Consider the following 19,539-nt stretch of genomic DNA (forward strand, 5'->3'; position numbering starts at 1 on the left):
GGGGGGGGGGGCTAAAGCTAAAGGGGGTTCAGCCGCCGAAATTAGGCGCCGATACCGAAACCAACGTGACGCTTAGCGTCGGAACCCAGCTCGACGTAGCCAATCTGAGCGCCAGAAATCAGGGTGGTGTTGCCCTTATCATCCATAATCTGCAGCAGCGAGCCATCCTCAATAGCCTTCGAGACCTTCTCCATGAGGATTTCCTTAGCCTCACTGGTCTCAACAATAATTTCACGAGCAATGTGGCGAATGCCAATCTTGATTTCCATGAGTCTCCTCGCAGAATAGTCCGGCACAGCCAAACGTGCGCCGGGTATGGGAACTGTCTTATCTAGCATCTACTCTAGCGTGAATACGCCCATCGGCACCGTGAACGGGCGGTACTTCGCCGGGGGCTAATAAAATACTCGCCGCCGGATGCGCGAAAATGCGCGCGAAAAACGCCGGGAAGAGGGGAGGGAGCGACTCCTAAGACTCTTCCACCTGAATACCGTAGAGGGTCTCCAGCGCCTGCACGTAATCCTCTGCGCGGCCCTCCGATGCCAGCTTCTTGGCGCGCACCGTCGGGGTGTGCAGAAGAGACTTCACCATGCGGCGCATCGCCAGCTCAAACTGCTCCGTCGCCGCACCGCAACCAAACTGGTTACGTACCTTCTCCAGCTCGGAATCCAGCACATCCATAGTGTGCGAGCGCAACGCAACAATCGCGGAGTCAATCGTGCGGGAACGCTGGCGAGACACAAACGCCGCCAGCTCAGACTCCACAATGCGCGTAGCCGTCGCCACGGATTCCTCGGTCTCCTCGGGGGCGGCAAGGCGCACCGACTCGAGCGTAATCAGCTCAACATTCGGCAGGTCAGCGACCGACGGATCAAAGTCACGTGAAAGAGCAAGGTCAAGAATCGTGTGGTGGCCGCCCGGAATCTGCTCGGGAAGCAGCGGGTCGGAGCCGCCGGAGCAACCAATAATGACGTCGGCAGAAGCCATGGCCTGCTCCATGCCGTCCTCGGGCACTGCGAAGACGTCGCGCTTCGCCGCGAACTCGGCGGCACGACCCGAACGGGAATTGACCCAAATATCGGTGCAACCGCGCTCGCGCAGCGCCGCAATGGTCGCGCCTGCGTAAGCACCCGTACCAAAAATCAGGGCGCGGCGGGTCGACCAGTCCTTTTCGGCAACCTCGTCCGCAAGATCCAGGGCAACAGACACAATCGAGCGGCCCTGGGCGCCAAGCGCCGTATGCTGACCCACCTGACGAGCCGTATGCGCCGCATGCTCAAATAGCTGAACCAGCTCACCGGGAAGGGGGACGTCGTCCTCTTGTGCCTTTGCCTGCGCGGCAGCTAGGGCGCGGCGCACCTGACCGGCAATTTCACGCTCGCCCACCACGGCAGATTCCAGACCGGAGGCGACCGTTAGCAGGTGGCGTGCCGCCTCCTCATCTTCGAACAGGTCGAAGCTGGAGGCAACTAGCTCCTTATCCAGCCCGGAGGTCTGAGCAATCGAATCAACAATCAGCTCACGAACCATGGGGACATGGGCAGACACGTGTAGCTGAACATACATTTCAAGACGGTTACAGGTGGCAAGAACTACTGCACCCTTAACACCGAGTTGACGTGCGATATCCGCCGCCAGAACATCGGGTACGCCAGAGGCACCGGCGCTCAACGCAGCGACGGTGGTCAAATCAACGGTGTGGTGCGATGCCACAAATGCATAAGTACTCACTAGAGACTAATCATAACCACGCCGACTAAGCCCCTGTAAAGCTCATAGAACCTAAGTTCCATCATCGTAGGGGGCAAGAAAATCTGCGCGGTGGGGGAGCGGACACGAAGAGTAAGCGCGAACTAAGGTGTCCCTCACCGCTAAGAAAGCCATCATTAGGTAAGAGTCACCATGACATAGTGTCGCAAAAACGCCCACATAAACCTGTCACACTAGAGACTATGAGCGAAAACCAGCACACCACCCCCGCATCGGAAAAGGGCCCCGCGTCGGCACAGGGCACCGCACAGGCACCTTCCCTGCCCGCACACCCCACTGACGCCCAGCGACCCCTGCTCACCGACGAACAGCTCGCACACCTACCCGCAAACCACCCCCTGCGCGCAGGCGTCGCCGCCGACTCGCCCATGCTCCGCGCCCTCACCGGCCGCCCCTCCAGCCACCGACCCGTCTGGTTCATGCGCCAGGCAGGCCGCTCCCTGCCCGAATACCGCCAGGTACGCGAAGGCATCCCCATGCTGGATGCCTGCCTCACCCCCGAGCTCGCCGCAGAAATCACCGTGCAGCCCGTCCGCCGCCACAAGGTTGACGCCGGCATCTTCTTCTCCGACATCGTTATTCCCATGAAGCTTGCGGGCGTCAACGTCGACATCGTGCCCGGTAAGGGCCCGGTCCTCGACCAGCCCGTGCGCACCCTCGACGAGGTGCGCGCCCTGCCCGAACTCAAAGACAGCGACCTCGACCCCATCCGCGAAGCCGTCGCCGCAACCGTAGAAATGCTCGGCGACACCCCGCTCATCGGCTTCGCTGGAGCCCCCTTCACCGTCGCCGCCTACATGGTCGAAGGCGGTCCCTCCCGCGACCACCTGCGCCCGCGCACCATGATGCACGCCGACCCCGCCGCCTGGCACGAACTCGCCGCCTGGGCGGCCCGCACCGCAGGCCAGTTCCTGCGCGCACAGATTGAGGCGGGCGCATCCGCCGTGCAGCTCTTCGACTCCTGGGCAGGATCCCTCGGCGAAAGCGACTACCGCCGCTACGTGCAGGCACACTCCGCAACCGCCCTCGATATGGTGCGCGAATACGGCGTGCCGCGCATCCACTTCGGCACCGGCACCACCGCCCTGCTACCCGCCATGCACGAAGCCGGCGCAGACGTCATCGGCGTGGACTACCGCCTGCCGCTGTCCGCAGCGAACACCCTGCTCAACGGCGCCGTACCCCTGCAGGGCAATATCGACCCGGCACTGCTCGCCGCAGGCAGCGAAAACCTCTACGCACACGTAGACGAGGTCCTCGCAGAAGGTAACGCCGCCCCCTCGCACGTGGTCAACCTCGGCCACGGCGTACCCCCGACCACCGACCCGCAGGTGCTCACCGACCTCGTGGCGTATATCCATGAACGCACCGCGCAGGCATAGGATAAATAACGATAAATAGACGGTGCAGATGCCGGGCACCCTCCGGCATCTGCACCGAACACCTACCCCCCAGAACCAACCACCACACCCGTTACCGCAATGGGCAACTCCACTGCACGCAGACCAAAGGAGAACCACCATGGGCCACACCAACCAGGCACCGCACCGCACCGCACAGGTCAGTTCCTCCGCCGCGCCCCAGAACGCACGAGCTTTCACCCGCAAAGAGAAGGCACCCACCGCCATCGTTATCGGTGGCGGCCCCTCCGGCCTGATCTCCGCACGCCGCCTCGCCGCAGCCGGTATGCGCGTCACCCTGCTCGAACAGCGCCACCACCTCGGCGGTGCCGTTGGTGCCCATGAAGTTGGCGGCCTTCTGCTGGACTCCGGCGCAGAATCCTTCGCAACCCGCAGCCCCATTGTCAGCGACCTCGTCAAGGAACTCGGCCTGGGCGACCAGATCGTCACCCCCAACTCCTACGGCTCCTGGCTGTACCTGCCGCAGGGCGCCCGTCGCACCCCCAGCACCGGCATCATGGGCATCCCCGGCAACGTGAACGATAAGTCGCTAATCCCCGTCATCGGTAAGAACGGTCTGCGCCGCGCCCAGGTGGACAAGTTCCTGCCCGTCTCCGCCGGCGAGAACGCGAAGACCCTCGGTGAGCTCGTGCGCATCCGCATGGGCCAGAAAGTGCTCGACAACCTCGTCGCACCCGTCGTGTCCGGCGTGTACTCCACCCACCCCGACAAGCTCGACGTCGATGCGACCATCCCCGGTCTGCGCGAAGCCTTCCGCAAGCACCGCTCCCTCTCCGCCGCAGCGCACGCCTTCCGTTCGGCAGCCCCCGCAGGCTCACAGGTCGCCGGTATCGTGGGCGGCATGAACCAGCTGTCCGAACGTCTCGTCGAAGACCTGTACGCCTCTGGCGTTCGCATCGTCACCGGATTCGACGTCATCGCCGTAGACCGCGACGAATCCACCGGCCAGTGGTTCATCATCCAGCGCCACACCACCGACGGCGAAAACACCCCCCTCTACGCCGACTACCTGGTGCTCGCCACCGACGGCCCGACCGTGGCACGACTCATCGGCCCGCACGTCTCCACCGCACTACCCGCCCTGGAACCCGGCCCCGAAGTCGCCCTCGTCACCCTCGTCGTTGATGCCCCCGCCCTGGACAAGCACCCCCGCGGTACCGGCCTGCTCGTCTCCGAAGAAGCCACCGCCGTACGCGCCAAGGCACTCACCCACGCCACCGCCAAGTGGCAGTGGGTCGCCGACGCCGCAGGCCCCGGACGCCATGTCGTGCGCCTCTCCTACGGCCGCGGCGGCGAAGACGCCCGCTTCTCAGAAGTGGCACTCGCAGACGAACAGCTCATCACCCTCGCCCTGCGCGACGCCACCCGCATGATGGATGTAGCCCTCACCCGCAGCAACCTCGTCGACGCGGACGTGGTGCGTTGGCGCGGCGTACTGCCCGCCTCCACCCCCGGCCACCGCGACCGAGTCAAGGAATTCCGTGAACGCGCCAGCGAACTCGGAACCCTCAGCACCGTCGGCTCCTGGGCGGCAGGCTCCGGCCTGGTCTTAACCGTCAAAGACACCTACGAGCAGATGGACCGCCTCATCTACCACGCGGCACAGGACTGGGAAGGCGTCACCTCCCCGAAAGCCGCAACCGCCAAGTAGACGGCGTAGCGGCAGAAACCAACCAGCAACTAGACCAAAAAATTTGAGAAAACGCGCAGCTACGGAAGCCGCGCCTCCAGCACAGCGAACCCTCGCTGAAGAAAGGAACACACAATGTCTCACGATCACGCAGCACACGGCTACGGCGGCGCACACGGCGCAGGTCAGGGCGGCTACACCCACGCAGGCCACGGCTACGGCGGCGCACCCAAGGGCTACGCAGTCCAGCACTCCGCAGCTGACGAGAACCGCCGCGGCCGCGAAGAAGGCGAAACCCTGCACTACGCCCTGTACACCGTGTTCGCACGCTCTGGCGCACGCCCGGCAGAGGCTAACACCGACGAGGCTCGTGCCGAATTCGAGAAGGTTGTTGAGCAGCTGGCCGCCGAGGGTGTGACCCTGCGCGGCATCTACGACGTCTCCGCAATGCGCGACAACGCCGACGTCATGATTTGGACCCACGGCCAGAACCCCGAAAAGCTGCAGGCAGCAGTCCGCAAGATTCGCCGCACCGCACTGTTCGCAGGCACCACCATCGTCTGGTCCACCATGGGCGTACACCGCGAAGCAGAGTTCACCCGCAACCACGCCCCCGCCTACGCACGCGGCAAGGCACCTGAAACCTGGGTCTGCGTCTACCCCTTCGTACGCTCCTACGACTGGTACTACATGAACCCCGAACGACGTGCAGAAATGCTCAAGAACCACGGTATGAAGGCCATCGACTTCCCGCAGGTTCTGGCAAACACCGTCGCATCGTTCGGCTTGAACGACTACGAATGGGTCCTCGCCCTCGAAGCACCCGAACTCGTGGACCTCGTCGACCTGATGCGTCACTTCCGCAACACCGAAGCACGCCTGCACGTTCGCGAAGACACCCCCTTCTACACCGGCCGCCGCATCGGCGCAGACGAAGTAGCAGAGGTTCTGGCGTGAGCCATCAGCCGAACAACGGCGTAACCCTCAACGGCACGCTCCTGCCGGACGACGTGGTACCCAACCGCACCGACCCGGCGAACACCGCCTCCAACGGCCCCGCCACGCTCAATGAGCAGACCCTCGGCGACTACCGAAGCGAACGCAGCATCACCCGTGAACGTGCCGAAGAGGCACGCCCCTACGACCTGGTGATTCTCTCCTCCTTCGGTGGCCCCGAAGGGCAGGAGGACGTCATCCCGTTCCTGCGCAACGTAACCGCTGGTCGCGGCATCCCGGATGAGCGCCTCGAAGAGGTCGCCACCCACTACCGCGCCAACGGCGGCATCTCGCCCATTAACGAGCAGAACCGTGCCCTGCTCGCCGCACTGCAGCAGGCGCTCGCCGAGCGCGGCCCGCACATCCCGATCACCTGGGCAAACCGCAACTGGAAGCCCTACGTGAAGGACGTGCTCGCCGAAGCCTACGAGAACGGCCACCGCAACGTGCTCGTGCTGGCGACCAGTGCCTACCCCGGCTACTCGAGTTGCCGCCAGTACCGTGAAGACTACGGTATGGCGATCGAGCAGCTCGGCCTGGAAGGTCGCGTGCACGTGGGTAAGATTCGTCAGTTCTTTGACGTGCCCGGCTTCTCCCGCGCTTTCGCTGACGGGCTGAAGGACGGCCTCGCCACGGTGCGTGAGCAGCTTGCCGCACGCGATAGCGGTTCGCTGAACCCGCGCCTGCGGATCATGTTCTGCACCCACTCGGTGCCGACCTCCGCGGCGAATGAGGCAGGTCCGCGCGGCGTGAACTACGAGGGCGGCTCCGCCTACGTGGAGAAGCACCTGCAGGTCGCTCGCGCCGTGCTTTCGCTGGTTCGCGATGAGGCCCCGCAGCTTCTGCAGAACGTCGAATGGGAGCTGGTGTACCAGTCCCGTTCCGGCCCGCCGTCCATGCCGTGGCTGGAACCGGACGTCAACGACGCCCTGGAGGCGCTGCCCACCCCCGCCAACCCGGCGGAGGACGGCGAAGCCCCCGTGGAAGGCGTCGTGCTGGTGCCCCTCGGATTCGTCTCCGACCACATGGAAGTCAAGTGGGATCTGGACACCGAGGCGCTGGACACCTGCGAGCGCCTGGGCGTGGTTGCCGTGCGCACCCCCACCCCCGGCACGCATCCGGCGTACGTAGAGTCGCTGCGCCGCCTCATTGAGGAGCGCGTGGAGAACGGCGTTTCAGCCGACCTGCGCCCCGAACGTGAGAGCGTCCTCGCCCCGAGCGCGAGCGGTCAGTACGGCTGGTTCGACGAGTGCGAACCGGGTTGTTGCAAGCCCGGTCGTGGCGCGCCGAAGCCGGTCATCGCCGAGTATACAGCCGGCGCTACCGGCGCTGAGGACAGCGCTTCTGAGAACGCACCCGCCAGCCGCTCCGGTGGATGCGGCTCCGGCGGATGCTGCTCCCACTAACACCATCTGTAGCTCCGGCTCGCCCCAACACCCCATCACCGGGGTGTGCGGGCGGGTCGGAGCGCACGTGCCTACAGGCAACCCCCAGAATTTAGACAAACACACAGCGTCTAGGGGCACAGCGTCTAGAGGCAATGCACACGCCTACGGGCTATCACACACATCACCGAAAAGGAGAGATATGAGCCATCACGAGTACATCTTGGGCACCCGCGGGTCTGCTCTCGCCCTGACCCAAAGCCGTATTGCCGCTGAAACCGTTACCTCCCTCTACGCCGAACACCAGGCACACCACAGCGCCGCAGATGCCGAGGTTGTGGACTTCACCCTGCGCACCGTCAAAACCGAAGGTGACGTGCTCACCGGGCCCCTGGCAACCCTCGGCGGCACCGGCGTATTCGCTGCGGCACTGCGCCAGCGTCTGCTTGACGGCGAGAACGCCTCCGAAGAAAACCGCGTGGACATGGCAGTACACTCCCTCAAGGACCTGCCCTCCGCACCCTGCCCCGGCCTGGTGGTCGCGGCAACCCTCAAGCGTGAAGACCCCCGCGACGCCCTCGTGGCACGTGACGGTCTGACCGTCGACACCCTGCCCGAAGGCTCCCGTGTGGGCACCGGCTCACCCCGCCGCGCCGCCCAGCTGCGTGCACTGCGCCCCGACCTGGAAATCGTGGATATTCGCGGTAACGTGGGCACCCGCATCGGCCGCGTCAAGGGCCTCGAAGAGCACGCCGGTAAGCAGGTTGTGCTCCGCCAGAATACTGAAACCTCCGAACGCGCCGACCACGGTGTAGGCACCGAACGCAGCGGCGACTGCGATGCCGTGGTGCTCGCCGTCTCCGGCCTTAAGCGCCTGGGCAAGGAAGAACTCATCACCGAGTACCTTGACCCCACTCGCATGCTGCCCGCCCCCGGTCAGGGCGCGCTTGCCCTGGAGGTGCGCGAAAGCGAGTTCGAGAACCCGGACCCCGCCGTGCTGTCTGACCCCGAGGTGTCGCGCCCGGTGCGTGCCCTCGGCCGCGCTCTAATCGCCGCAAACCACCACGAAACCCGCCTCGCCGTCAGCGCCGAACGCGCCCTGCTACGCCGCCTCGAAGCCGGATGCGCCGCCCCCATCGGCGCGTACGCGCAGGTGGTTGAGGGCGACCTGGTGCTTAACGTTGTGGTGGCTTCCCCGGACGGCACCGACATGCTGCGCCATACCTCCGCAACCGCCGAACTGGACGTGCCCGGCGCCGAACGCCTGGGCGTGCGCGTGGCAGAAGACCTGCTGCAGATGGGTGCCGCCGCCCTGGCCGGTTTGGACCTGAAGTAGGCGCCATGTCTGCCTCGTGTTCTGAATCCCGGCAATGCGACGCCCCGCAGGCTGATATCCCGCGCACGGTTCTGCTGACCCGCTCCGCCGCCCAGGGCGCCGCCTTCGCACGCGCCCTCGCCGAAGAATGCACACAGAACGGGTTAGGGGAGTGCCGGGTACTCTTCGCCCCGCTACAGCAGGCACGCACCGTCGAACCGGGCGCAGACCACGCCGCCGCGCTGGAGGCGCTCGCCTCCGGTCACTATGCGTGGGTGAGCTTCACAAGCGCCAACACGGTTCGTGCCTGTGCCGAGCTGTGGGGCGCGGAGTTCGCCCGCGCCTGCGCGAGTGGGGGAGTGCGCATCGCCTGCGTGGGAGCGGCAACCGCCCGCGCCGTGCACACCCAGCTGGGGCTGGGCACGGATTTTCAGCCGCAGGTGCAGAGTGCCGTGGGTATGCTCGCGGAGTTTGGGCGCCCTGCCCCCGTAGACTCCGCAGCTGATTCCGCCGCGACTGATTCAGCCGCCGTGCTGGTTCTGGAAGGCTCCAACGCCCGCCCGACCCTGCGCGAGGGCCTCAAAAACCTGGGCTGGGACAGCCACCGCTGCGTGCTCTACGACATGGTGCCCGCTGAGCAGGTGGCACCCGGCGAGTTGAGCCTCAGCGCCGCCCGCGCACTCGTGCAGGGGAGTATCCCCGAAACCCCCGCGCCGGATGCGCTGGTGGTGACCGCCCCCTCCCGCCTGCACGCCCTGCTGGACGGCACCCCCGCGCTATCGCCTGAATCCGTGCCGCCCGAATCGGTGCCGCCGGTGGTGGCGATTGGGGCGAGTACCGCCTCCGCATGCCGCGCCCTGAACTTGCGCTACGTGCAGGCTGATTCGCCGTCACCGCAGGATTTGGCGCGCGCCGCTGCATCCCTCATCTACTAAGACCACATATTTTTATCGAGTTTTCAGGAGAGATCATGAACCTCACCCGCCGCCCGCGCCGCCTGCGCACCACCGCAGCCATGCGCTCCCTCGTCGCTGAGACCACCCTGCGCCCCGCGCAGCTGATTCAGGTGTTCTTCGTTCGCGACGGCATCGACGAGCCGCAGCCGATTCGTTCGATGCCCGGTCAGTTCCAGCACACCCTGGAGAGCATCATCCCCGCCGTGCGTGAGGCCTACGAGGCGGGCATCCGCTGCATTGACCTGTTCGGCATTCCTTGCGATGAGGATAAGGACGAGGTCGGCTCGACCGCGTGGGATCCGCAGGGCATCCTGAACCGCGCGATTGCCGTGTGCCGCGAGGAGTTCGGCGACGACCTGGTGGTCATGGCCGACACCTGCCTGGACGAGTTCACGAGCCACGGCCACTGCGGTGTGCTGGTCGATGACGGCCACGGCACGCTCGTGGTGGATAATGACGAGACCGTGGAACTGTACTGCAAGATGGCGGTTTCGCAGGCTCGCGCGGGTGCGCACACCGTCTCGCCCTCGGGCATGATGGACGGCCAGATTGCGGCGATGCGCGCCGCCCTGGACGAAGCAGGCTTCGAGGACGTGTCGATTCTGGCGTATTCGGCGAAGTACGCTTCGGCGTTCTTCGGCCCGTTCCGTGACGCGGTGGAGTCGACCTTCAAGGGCGACCGTAAGACGTATCAGCAGGACCCGGCGAACCGCCGCGAGTCGCTGCTGGAGGTGCGCGCCGACCTGGAGGAGGGCGCGGATATGGTCATGGTGAAGCCTGCCGGTAGCTACCTGGATATTGTGCGTGAGGTGGCGGAGTTTTCGCCCGTGCCGGTGGCGGCATATCAGGTGTCTGGTGAGTACGCGATGATTGAGGCGGCTGCGGCGAACGGTTGGATTGACCGTAAGGCTGTGGTGTTGGAGTCGCTGCGTTCGATTCACCGTGCAGGTGCGGACGTTATCCTGACCTACTACGGTACGGAGGCGGCAGGCTGGCTGCGCGAGCTGGACGCCTAAACCCTTCCCTCTTTGAACGCTGAGAAGCCACATGTGTTTCGAAAAGCCACGTCTTTGGTGGCTTCTCGAAACACATGTGGCTTTTCGCTGTTTATGATCGTTCCTCCGGCTCTTCGCTGACGGGTTTGTACCCGAGGGAGGTGCACACAATGTTGCCGTTGGTGAAGTATTCCGCGAGCTTTTCACGGTCGGCGGGGGAGCGCAGGTCCGCCCAGCGTTCCTGCTCCAGGTAGAACGCAACCTGGGAGGTCAGGCAGACGACCCGCTCATCGTGCACCGCCACAATGTGCCTGCGCAGCCACGGCATGCGCTTGGCAAGGTTCGGCGGAATCTTGGACGGCACCTTGATCTCTATCTGCCACTGTGACGGTTCGTAGAAGGTCGGCTTGATCTGTTCGGGGTTCTTCGGGAAGACACAGAACTCCACAATATCGGTGTAACGGTACTTCTTCGCGGGGAGGAAGAGCCGCCCAATGTAGAACGAATCGGGGTTGAACAGCAGGTACCGCCTCATATGAACCCACCGAGTTACTGCGGTTACCGTGGCAACAATTGCCAGCGTTATGGATGCGCCACCAATGGGCATAGGGCGGACACCCAGAATCGTCCAACCGACCAGCGAGTAGAAGAAAACGATGAGAGCCAGAACCAGCACAAAGTGGGTTTCAACGTAGAAATCATTCTTTGCTCGAACCGGTTTAGCTTGAGGATGAGCCCCATTCGGTACAGCAAAAATGTTTAGACGCATCAATGCTGCGCTATAGATTTGAGGCAATCCGGCTGTAATGTCATCCGCGTCGATGCTGCGGGCTTTACGCCAGGTGCGGCGACCTGAACGTGCACCCACGAACACCATGTAGAACGGCAACAACAGAGCCGGTAGCAGAATGCCATTATGGGCAATATCTGTGTACAGACGAAAGATGGACCGTGCGACAAGGCATGCCCACACATACATGAGCACGTGGAACCAAGCCTCAATCGAGGAGATACCGTATACGCTATCGATTTCTTTGCGGGCACGGGTGAGGTTAGAGCGCAGTTTATGTTTTGGTAGCGGGTTACCCTCCAGGGAACGACGTTCGGCATACCTCATTGCATTGTTGATGGGGGAGCCGTAACGGGCGATGTAGAGCTCCTTCGCCTTTTCCCTGCTGATAGTTGCCGGATGGGTGATAGCGGGTACTATGCATAACCCTATGTAAACGATAAAGGCGATGAGCCATATGTAGCGTACTGGCTCTAGGGGTATCCCCAAAGCGCTGAGCTCCATGAGTTGTCCTCTCTACGGTGTCGGTGATGGTGTGTGGCCTCGCGCCAGCCGCTAATCCACTGCACGGAAGGACGCGATACGCGCCGCCTTCTTCGTCAGCTCATTCGCCGGCTTGTAACCCAGCGTCAGGCAGATAGCGCGCCCCTCCACAAAATACAGGGGCAACTTCTCGCGGTCCGCCGGGGAATCCACATCTGCCCAGCGTTCCTGCTCCAGCTTGAACGCAATATGCGCCACCAAACAATCGATACGGTAATCCCCGAAGCCAAAAGTCTCTAGAGAACCGTTAGAGAAAGTGACGGCAAGACGCCAATCACTGGGCATCTGCTGATCAGGGTCTATATCCTCGGGATCGCCCGTGTACCAGGGGTAAACCTTGAACCGCTCAATATCGGAGTACTGATAGACCTTGGGCGAACGGAAAATACGCCCACGCTTCACCACGGTCGGCGTGAACTGGTAGTACGAACGCACCGTACACCACAGGTACGGAATGGCTAGCGCGTAGACAACAAGAAACGCTATTGAGGTCTTACCGATGTAGGTGGGTACATACTCGAGCAGCTCGGTGTTCGCGAGCGAATGAAGGTAGCAGAGCAGGAAGAAACCACCGACAGGAAGAGCCACAAAGAGGAAGATTCCCTGCCCCTTCCAATCAACTTGAATGGGTTCACTACTGGGCATGGCGACCGTGCCGCGGAACGGGGCACTGAGCCGACCCAGCGTCCTGGTGTAAATAGTGGGCATGCCCAGATGACGTTCATTTGGGCTGAAACCGCGTGCGACGCGCCAGCCGCGGCGACCCCAGCGCGCCGCCCAATACACCATGAGGAACGGCAGAAGCAGCCCCGGAATTAGGATCCCGTCGTACGCAATATCCCAGTACAGAACGAACGTCGAATAGACGATGACACACGCCCAGCCGTACACGAGGATATGCCCGAAATCCATAATGATGTTCGAGCCCTTAATGCTTTCCAGCTGGGCGTCAGCCCTGCGGAATGCCGCTTCTTCCTGCTCGGAGGTGAGGTGAGTGCCAGCATCCGCGAGCTCTGTAATTGCCTCCTTCACATCCTCGACGGGGGAACCCATCACCGAGGTGTAGACTTCGCGCGCTCGCGAGGCGCCAATGAGCGTCGGGTAGGCGACCTCCACCAGCAGGCAGCACGCCAGGTAGATGAAGAACGCCACCAGCCATACGTTGCGCACCTGCTCCAGGGGCAGGCCCAAGGCTGTAAGGTCCATGAGTTGTCCTCTCTACGGTGTCGGTGATGGTGTGTTCGTGATGGTGTGTCTACGATGCTGAGAAGCCACATGTGTTTCGAAAAGCCACGTCTTATGTGGCTTCTCGAAACACATGTGGCTTCTCGCGGTATATAGGCTGCAGGTTTACTTGTACTGCGCCTTCTGGAAGGACGCGCGGCGTGCCGCCTCCTCCGCATGCTTACCGGCAGGCTTGTACCCCATGGTCGTGCAGATCACGCGGCCGTCCACGAAGTACTTCGCCAACATTTCACGGTCCGCCGGCGAATCCAGCTGCGCCCAGCGTCCCTGCTCAATATTGAACGCAATCTGCGCCACCAAACAATCAATCTGGTGCTCATTCAGCGAATAGTCGTGCTTGCGGCCGCCAGGAAGCAGAATCTCCAGCGTCCACTGGCTCGCGTCCTTCGGGTTCAGCTTGATAGCGTCCGGGTTCTTCGGGTACACACGGAATGCGCGAACCTCAGAGTAGGGGCGGGACTTCGCCGGAAGGAGCAGACGCCCAGCCTGGAACGAATCCGGGTTGTACAGCACGTAATCGCGGCTACGCATCAGCAATATGATAATCAGCAGAACGCCCGCCGCCAGCAAGAACCAGGATGCGTGACCGATATAGATCGCTTCCCAATCCTCGTCAATGCTCCAGCCCGCCAACGAAACCAGGAAGACCGAGGCGAGCAGGAACGCAATACCGCCGAGGATCCAGTAGGCGGTGCGGTCGTCACGGATCGGCTCTACACCCGGCACCGTGCCGCGCACACGGAACGGTGCGCTCAGCTTACCCAGCGTCGCCGAGTAGATGCGCGGCATGCCCAGCACACGGTCGTCCTTGCTGTATCCGCGAACTGCACGCCACTGACGGCGGCCAATACGCGCACCCAGGTACACCATGAGGAACGGCAGAATCAGCGCCGGTAGTACAACACCGTCGTACACGATATCCCAGTACAGGGTGAAGATAGAGACCGCCACAATCCAGCCCCACAGGTACATGACCACGTGGAACCAGCCGCTAAACACGCCGGCGCCCTCAATGGAATCCAGCTTCTTCTTCGCCTTCTTCGTGGCGCTACCCTTGCGGGAGGAGCTCAGCGGCGCACCCATCGCGGTGCGTTCCGCGGTGGCGCGGCGCGCCTCATCAACGGGCGAGCCGGACACCTCAAGGTACAGTTCGGCAGCCTTCTCCTTCTTGATGGGCACCGGGTAGGCGATATCCACCAGCAGGCACAAGCCCAGGTACACCATGAAGGCGATCAGCCACACGTCGCGTAGCTGCTCCATAGGCAGTCCCAGAGCGCTCAGATCCATGAGCGGCTCACCTCCTTACGTCTCTCAAACTCCTACGCGGATGCGGCAGCAGCTGCGGCAGCCGGAAGAGCCGAGATGATACGGTCCATCGCCTCATCGTCGTGGGCGGCAGAAACGAACCACGCCTCGAACGCGCTCGGCGGCAGGTACACTCCGGATTCGAGCATGGAGTGGAAGAACGCGTTGTAGCGGCTGGTTGCGGACGCCTTGATGTCGGCGTAGTTGTGAACGCCCGCCTCGGAGGTGCCGAACGCCACCGAGAAGAGGTTACCGGCGTTCTGGATGGAGTGGTCCACACCGGCGGCGTTGAACGCCTCGGTCAGAGCCTGCTGCAGCTGGGCGCTGCGGGAATCCAGGTGCGCGTAGACGGCGGCATCAGCCAGGGTCAGGGTCTTAATACCCGCCGCAACCGACAGCGGGTTACCGGAGAGGGTACCCGCCTGGTAGACGGGGCCGACCGGTGCCAGGTACTCCATGACCTCACGCTTACCGGCCAGCGCCGCGATGGGCATACCGCCACCAATGACCTTGCCGAACGTGAAAATATCGGGAACCCAGCCGCCATCCTCGGGAGCCGCGTAACCCCAGTAACCAGCCGAAGACACACGGAAACCGGTCAGCACCTCATCAAAAATGACGAGCGCACCGTTCGCATGAGCAATCTCGTGCAGGCCACGGTTGAAACCGGGCTCGGGGGTCACCACGCCCATGTTGCAGGGCGCCGCCTCAGTAATAATCGCGGCAATCTGACCCTCATGGTTCGCGAACGCCTCACGTACAGCGTCCAGGTCGTTATAGGGCAGAACGATGGTCTCCGCGGCGGTTGCGGCAGTCACGCCAGCAGAACCCGGCAGTGCCAGGGTAGCCACACCCGAACCAGCCTCAGAGAGCAGCGCATCCACGTGACCGTGGTAGCAGCCCGCGAACTTAATAATCTTGTCGCGACCAGTCACACCACGCGCCAGACGAATCGCAGTCATGGTCGCCTCGGTACCGGTCGACACCATACGCACCTGATCAATTGCGCCGGGAATCGCCGCATTAATACGGTTGACCACCAGCTCAGCCAGCTCAGCCTCCGGCGCGCTCGCCGCACCAAACGACAGGCCGCGCTCAGCCGCCTGCTGAACAGCCTCAACCACCTGCGGATGCGCGTGACCCAGAATCGACGGACCCCACGAGCAGACCAGGTCAACGTACTCGTTGCCGTCTGCATCGTACAGGTAAGCGCCCTTAGCCTTCGCCGCAAACGCGGGGGTGCCGCCCACAGAATTGAAAGCACGCACCGGGGAATTCACGCCGCCGGGAATCACTGCGCGAGAACGCTCAAACAGCTTCTCGCTGGCTTCGTGGTGCAGCGGGTGGGTAGAGGAAGGAGTCATCGTATCGGTGCCTTTCAACAGGGACGGCGAACTAAAGAATTACAAGGGACGACGTGCAACGGGCAACGGAGCCCGCACGCTACTAGCGTCCCGTACCTAACCATCATAGGCGCTACAGATGAACCGCAGGTGACAAGCACCTGAACGTACCGAAAGGTGACGATAAAACACAACAGACAAGTTAGGGAACAGAGAGGATGCGCAACGCGCTAACGCAGGTGCCGGTCAGTGTCCAGGCGGTTGAGCACCTGAGTGTCCTGATCGAACAGCCAGTTCTTATCAAAGAGCAGACGCACAAACGCCAGGCCCATACCCAACGCCATGAAAATCAGCAGGGACTGCACGAAACCGCTCGCCGCCGAGTACATGTCACCGCTAGCAAAATGCGACATCGAACGGTAGAACGGAACACCCGGAACCATCGTCACCACCGCCGGAACCGACAGGGAAATACGGGTGTACTTACGCTGATGCAGCGGCGCCACAATCTCAGCCAAAATACCCACACCAAACACGGCAATCGTCGCTGCCATATGCGCGGGCATGCCCGCCTCCACCATGTGAATACGGACGGGGTTCGCCACCGCAGCAATCACGCCACCCCACACACACGCCACCGGGGAAGCGGCAAAAAGCATCGCGAAGCCAGCCGCCGCAACACCCGAGGAAAGCACCTGCAACACCAAATACAGGGTCGGGTCAAGGTTAAGAGGCGCAGGAGCCGCCAACGGCAGGTGGAAGAGTGAACCCAAAACCCACACCGCAAATGACGCACTCAGCAACAACAAACCCACATAGGTTAGACGCGAAATACCCGCCAAAAAGTCCATGCGGGAAATATCGAGCATGCCCGTCACCATGGGGAAACCGGGCACCAAGAACAGTACCGACGAAATGAAACCAATCATATGGTTCGGGCTAATCCAACCCACCGCGACCAGCACATTAACAATCGCAATGTACAGGCCCGCCGCCAGGAAGCCGCACGCCATCCACGTTGCCAAATGGCTCACCCCGCGCTTGAGCAGGGTCGAACGCAAAAACTGGCCGGCACCCGCCGCGAAGAACACCACCGTGCACTCCACCAGACCGCCACGGTTCAAGAACGCGAACCCGGCACACGCCACCGCCGACGCCAGCGCCAACATCCAGCGGGTGTACAGAGGCTTCGCCGAATCAATAAGGTCAAGCTCAGCATTCGCCTCCGCAGGGGTGATCTTTTCAGGAAGCTCAGAAATGAACTTACCCAACTGATCCAGCTTATGAGCGTTAATGCCCATCGTGCGCTGCTCAGCGACCTCGGTACGGAAATTACCCTCCGTGTACGAAGAGGTCGAAATCTCGGTGAAGGTCACCTGCGCGTGATGCTCCTTCAACCCCACAGCCTTTGCCAAACGCGCCATCGACGCCTTAATACGGTACGCGCTCGCACCCGACTTCATCAGGATGCGACCCAGGCGGAGCACCACCTGCGACTGCGCCACCAGGTGCTCATGAGCCAGACGGGTAGACCCCAGATAAATACTGCGCGTATTAGTGTCAGGGTACGGCTCGGGGGTGCGGGGCTGATCATCCATGAGAGGCCTTCCGGGTCGTGCTATTCACGTGCTATTCGTGTAGGTGCGGTTCCTTATCTAGCATAGGGGAGAAGCCCCTGCGGGGATAGTGTCAGCCCGTCAGTAAAGGAGAGGTGTTTGGGGCGCTACCTAGGTTTTTAGCGGCGCAGGTTTAGCGGCGCAGGTTTAGCGGCGCACGGGCCAGCGGCCGTCAATGACCTCAGATTCTTTACCCGGCTGCGTACGCAACCACGCCTGGAAGCTCGCCGCCTGCTCCGCCGCCCACTGAATCTGCTGCTCGTGCAGCTGGCGTGCATCCACGTTGAGGACCTCGGGGAACTGCTCGGTCAGCTTCACCAGCAGACGCTCCGCCGCCAGGGCATCATCAGCGGAGGTGTGCGCATTCTCCAGGGAGACACCGTACTCGGCGGCAAGAACCTCAAGGGTGCGCTTGCCGCGCTTACGCGGAATCACGTGCTTATGCAGAACATACGGGTCGAGCACCACACCCGGCGGCAGCTCACCGTTGGCAATATTGTGGCGCAGCATCTCGTGGTGCAGCACCGAAAAATCGTAGGCGGCATTGAACGCAATAATCGGCACACCGTCAAGGTTCAGCGCACCAATCGCACCGGCAAGCTCCCACACGACCTCGCGGGCGGGACGGCCGTGCTCACGCGCGTACTCAGTCGTAATACCGTGCACGGCGGCGGCACCGGCAGGGATCTCAACGCCGGGGTCGGCAAGCCACTCGCCACGGCGCACCACATTACCCTGAGGGTCCAGCAGGATCAGGGAAGCAGTCACGATGCGGGCGGTGGTGACGTCCACACCGGTGGTTTCAAGGTCAAAAGTGGCGCGCAGGCCGTTCATCCAGGTCATGCTATAAGACTAACCCAGCGGCGGTGCAAGCGCGCGCCCGGTCGTCATTGGCTCCCTGACTGGTGAGCTGGAAGCTAGATATAGATATGGGACATCCAACAAGGGCATGTAAGTTGGGCGCTCATTGGAACGAAAGGGGGAAGCTATACATGTGGTTGCTTGTGCGTTCGAATACTAAGAGGATGGTGAGAATATGATTTTTGATTCAATTAAATATATTTTTAGATACTTTAATATTTTCAATATTCGAAAATATGTGCAGCTCGTGGTTATATTTTCGAATATATTAGGGTATAGTTGTGGGCATGGAATTTAAGCTAGGTGAACTTTTTTGTGGCCCCGGTGGCCTTGCTATTGGCGCAACCCGCGCTTCTATCTCTGACCCCGACTGGAAGATTGTTCACCAGTGGGCGACTGACTACGACGAAGATACGTGCAATACTTACCGCCAAAATATCTGCCCGGATCGCCCTGAATCTGTAGTGCATGCTGATATTCGAGAGCTTGACTACTCCGTGCTGAAAGAGCTGGGCGATATTGATGGTCTAGCTTTCGGCTTCCCCTGCAATGACTTCTCTACTGTGGGCGAACAGAAGGGCCTGGACGGTACTTACGGTCCGCTTTATACCTATGGTGCTAAGGCCTTGGAAATGTTCCAGCCTCTGTGGTTCCTTGCTGAGAATGTCGGCGGCCTTCGTAGCGCTAATGAGGGTAAAGCCTTTAACCAGATTCTTGAGACCTTTGAGAAGGCTGGTTACAAGCTCGTGACCAATCTCTATAAGTTTGAAGAATACGGTGTTCCTCAGGCACGCCACCGCATTATTATCGTGGGCATTCGTAATGACCAGGATGTAGAGTTCAAGGTTCCCTCTACTGAGCCTTATCGCAATCATGATGTGTCGGCTCGTACCGCATTGGAGCAGCCTCCTATCACTGCTGAGATGACTGGTACCGAATTGACTAAGCAGTCGCAGGTCGTTCAGGAACGCTTGTCATACATCAAACCGGGACAGAATGCTTTTACTGCGGATATTCCTGAACATCTCCAGCTGAAGGTTAAGGGTGCAAAGATTTCCCAGATTTACAAGCGTCTCCACCCTGAAAAGCCCGCTTATACCGTAACCGGTTCTGGCGGTGGCGGTACCCATATGTACCACTGGGAAGAGAACCGAGCGCTCACTAACCGTGAGCGTGCGCGTTTGCAGACGTTCCCCGATGACTACAATTTTGCAGGTAGTAAAGAGTCTGTTCGTAAGCAGATAGGCATGGCGGTTCCTGCTGAGGGAGCCCGTGTTATATTTGAAGCGATTTTGAGGACGTTTAAGGGCGAAGAATACCCTAGTCAAGAAGCCTCCTACTAATTAAAGAAACTGCAAGGGAGTAGTT

At 61.7% G+C, this 19,539-nt stretch carries 16 protein-coding genes; 8 read left to right on the forward strand and 8 right to left on the reverse strand.

The annotated features are described in order from the left end of the window. Window positions 1–41 precede the first annotated feature (41 nt). Both HMPREF2712_RS05300 and HMPREF2712_RS05305 read right to left on the reverse strand, forming a co-directional pair. On the reverse strand, window positions 42–269 hold the full coding sequence (locus tag HMPREF2712_RS05300; protein WP_070507618.1) for a DUF3107 domain-containing protein: 228 nt from the start codon (window positions 267–269) through the stop codon (window positions 42–44). A 199-nt stretch (window positions 270–468) separates the two neighbouring features. Continuing rightward, on the reverse strand, window positions 469–1,731 hold the full coding sequence (locus HMPREF2712_RS05305; RefSeq protein ID WP_070819451.1) for a glutamyl-tRNA reductase: 1,263 nt from the start codon (window positions 1,729–1,731) through the stop codon (window positions 469–471). 221 nt (window positions 1,732–1,952) lie between these two features. Between HMPREF2712_RS05305 and hemE the strand changes: the two genes are divergently transcribed. The 7 genes from hemE (at window position 1,953) to hemB (ending at window position 10,489) form a co-directional block, all read left to right on the forward strand. Next, window positions 1,953–3,152, forward strand: a complete 1,200-nt coding sequence (gene hemE, locus HMPREF2712_RS05310) for a uroporphyrinogen decarboxylase (RefSeq protein ID WP_070819452.1) — start codon at window positions 1,953–1,955, stop codon at window positions 3,150–3,152. A gap of 139 nt (window positions 3,153–3,291) precedes the next feature. Further along, on the forward strand, window positions 3,292–4,842 hold the full coding sequence (gene hemG / locus HMPREF2712_RS05315) for a protoporphyrinogen oxidase (RefSeq protein ID WP_070819453.1): 1,551 nt from the start codon (window positions 3,292–3,294) through the stop codon (window positions 4,840–4,842). A gap of 114 nt (window positions 4,843–4,956) precedes the next feature. Next, window positions 4,957–5,778, forward strand: coding sequence for a hydrogen peroxide-dependent heme synthase (hemQ, locus tag HMPREF2712_RS05320; protein WP_070819454.1), 822 nt, complete (start codon window positions 4,957–4,959; stop codon window positions 5,776–5,778). Beyond that, a complete protein-coding gene (locus HMPREF2712_RS05325; protein ID WP_070819455.1) occupies window positions 5,775–7,223 on the forward strand; it encodes a ferrochelatase in 1,449 nt (482 codons plus the stop codon). Before hemQ ends, HMPREF2712_RS05325 begins: the two co-directional genes overlap by 4 nt. 181 nt (window positions 7,224–7,404) lie before the next feature. Then, on the forward strand, window positions 7,405–8,538 hold the full coding sequence (locus HMPREF2712_RS05330) for a hydroxymethylbilane synthase (RefSeq protein WP_049337881.1): 1,134 nt from the start codon (window positions 7,405–7,407) through the stop codon (window positions 8,536–8,538). A 5-nt stretch (window positions 8,539–8,543) separates the two neighbouring features. Further along, window positions 8,544–9,452, forward strand: a complete 909-nt coding sequence (locus tag HMPREF2712_RS05335) for a uroporphyrinogen-III synthase (RefSeq protein WP_083323944.1) — start codon at window positions 8,544–8,546, stop codon at window positions 9,450–9,452. 35 nt (window positions 9,453–9,487) lie between these two features. Further along, window positions 9,488–10,489: a porphobilinogen synthase gene (hemB, locus tag HMPREF2712_RS05340; RefSeq protein WP_070819456.1), complete on the forward strand. Its 1,002-nt coding sequence runs from the start codon at window positions 9,488–9,490 to the stop codon at window positions 10,487–10,489. A gap of 91 nt (window positions 10,490–10,580) precedes the next feature. Here the strand turns inward: hemB and HMPREF2712_RS05345 are convergent, their stop codons facing one another. The 6 genes from HMPREF2712_RS05345 to HMPREF2712_RS05370 form a co-directional block, all read right to left on the reverse strand. After that, window positions 10,581–11,585 carry a transcriptional regulator gene (locus tag HMPREF2712_RS05345; RefSeq protein WP_246828675.1) on the reverse strand — a complete coding sequence of 335 codons (1,005 nt, stop codon included), beginning with the start codon at window positions 11,583–11,585 and terminating at the stop codon, window positions 10,581–10,583. A 228-nt stretch (window positions 11,586–11,813) separates the two neighbouring features. Then, window positions 11,814–13,007, reverse strand: a complete 1,194-nt coding sequence (locus HMPREF2712_RS05350) for a carboxylate transporter (RefSeq protein ID WP_070819458.1) — start codon at window positions 13,005–13,007, stop codon at window positions 11,814–11,816. Between the two features lie 144 nt (window positions 13,008–13,151). Continuing rightward, on the reverse strand, window positions 13,152–14,333 hold the full coding sequence (locus HMPREF2712_RS05355) for a hypothetical protein (RefSeq protein WP_049349425.1): 1,182 nt from the start codon (window positions 14,331–14,333) through the stop codon (window positions 13,152–13,154). A gap of 32 nt (window positions 14,334–14,365) precedes the next feature. Continuing rightward, entirely contained in the window at window positions 14,366–15,715 is a 1,350-nt protein-coding gene (hemL, locus tag HMPREF2712_RS05360; RefSeq protein ID WP_070819459.1) for a glutamate-1-semialdehyde 2,1-aminomutase, read from the reverse strand. A 209-nt stretch (window positions 15,716–15,924) separates the two neighbouring features. Further along, on the reverse strand, window positions 15,925–17,292 hold the full coding sequence (locus HMPREF2712_RS05365) for a threonine/serine exporter family protein (RefSeq protein ID WP_070819460.1): 1,368 nt from the start codon (window positions 17,290–17,292) through the stop codon (window positions 15,925–15,927). 165 nt (window positions 17,293–17,457) lie between these two features. Continuing rightward, entirely contained in the window at window positions 17,458–18,153 is a 696-nt protein-coding gene (locus HMPREF2712_RS05370) for a 3'-5' exonuclease (protein WP_012903182.1), read from the reverse strand. A gap of 305 nt (window positions 18,154–18,458) precedes the next feature. On the opposite strand from HMPREF2712_RS05370, the gene HMPREF2712_RS05375 reads away from it, so the two are divergent. Then, entirely contained in the window at window positions 18,459–19,514 is a 1,056-nt protein-coding gene (locus HMPREF2712_RS05375; protein WP_070819695.1) for a DNA cytosine methyltransferase, read from the forward strand. Window positions 19,515–19,539: the final 25 nt, after the last annotated feature.

This window comes from Rothia sp. HMSC064F07 (genome assembly GCF_001837265.1).
GTDB lineage: Bacteria > Actinomycetota > Actinomycetes > Actinomycetales > Micrococcaceae > Rothia > Rothia mucilaginosa.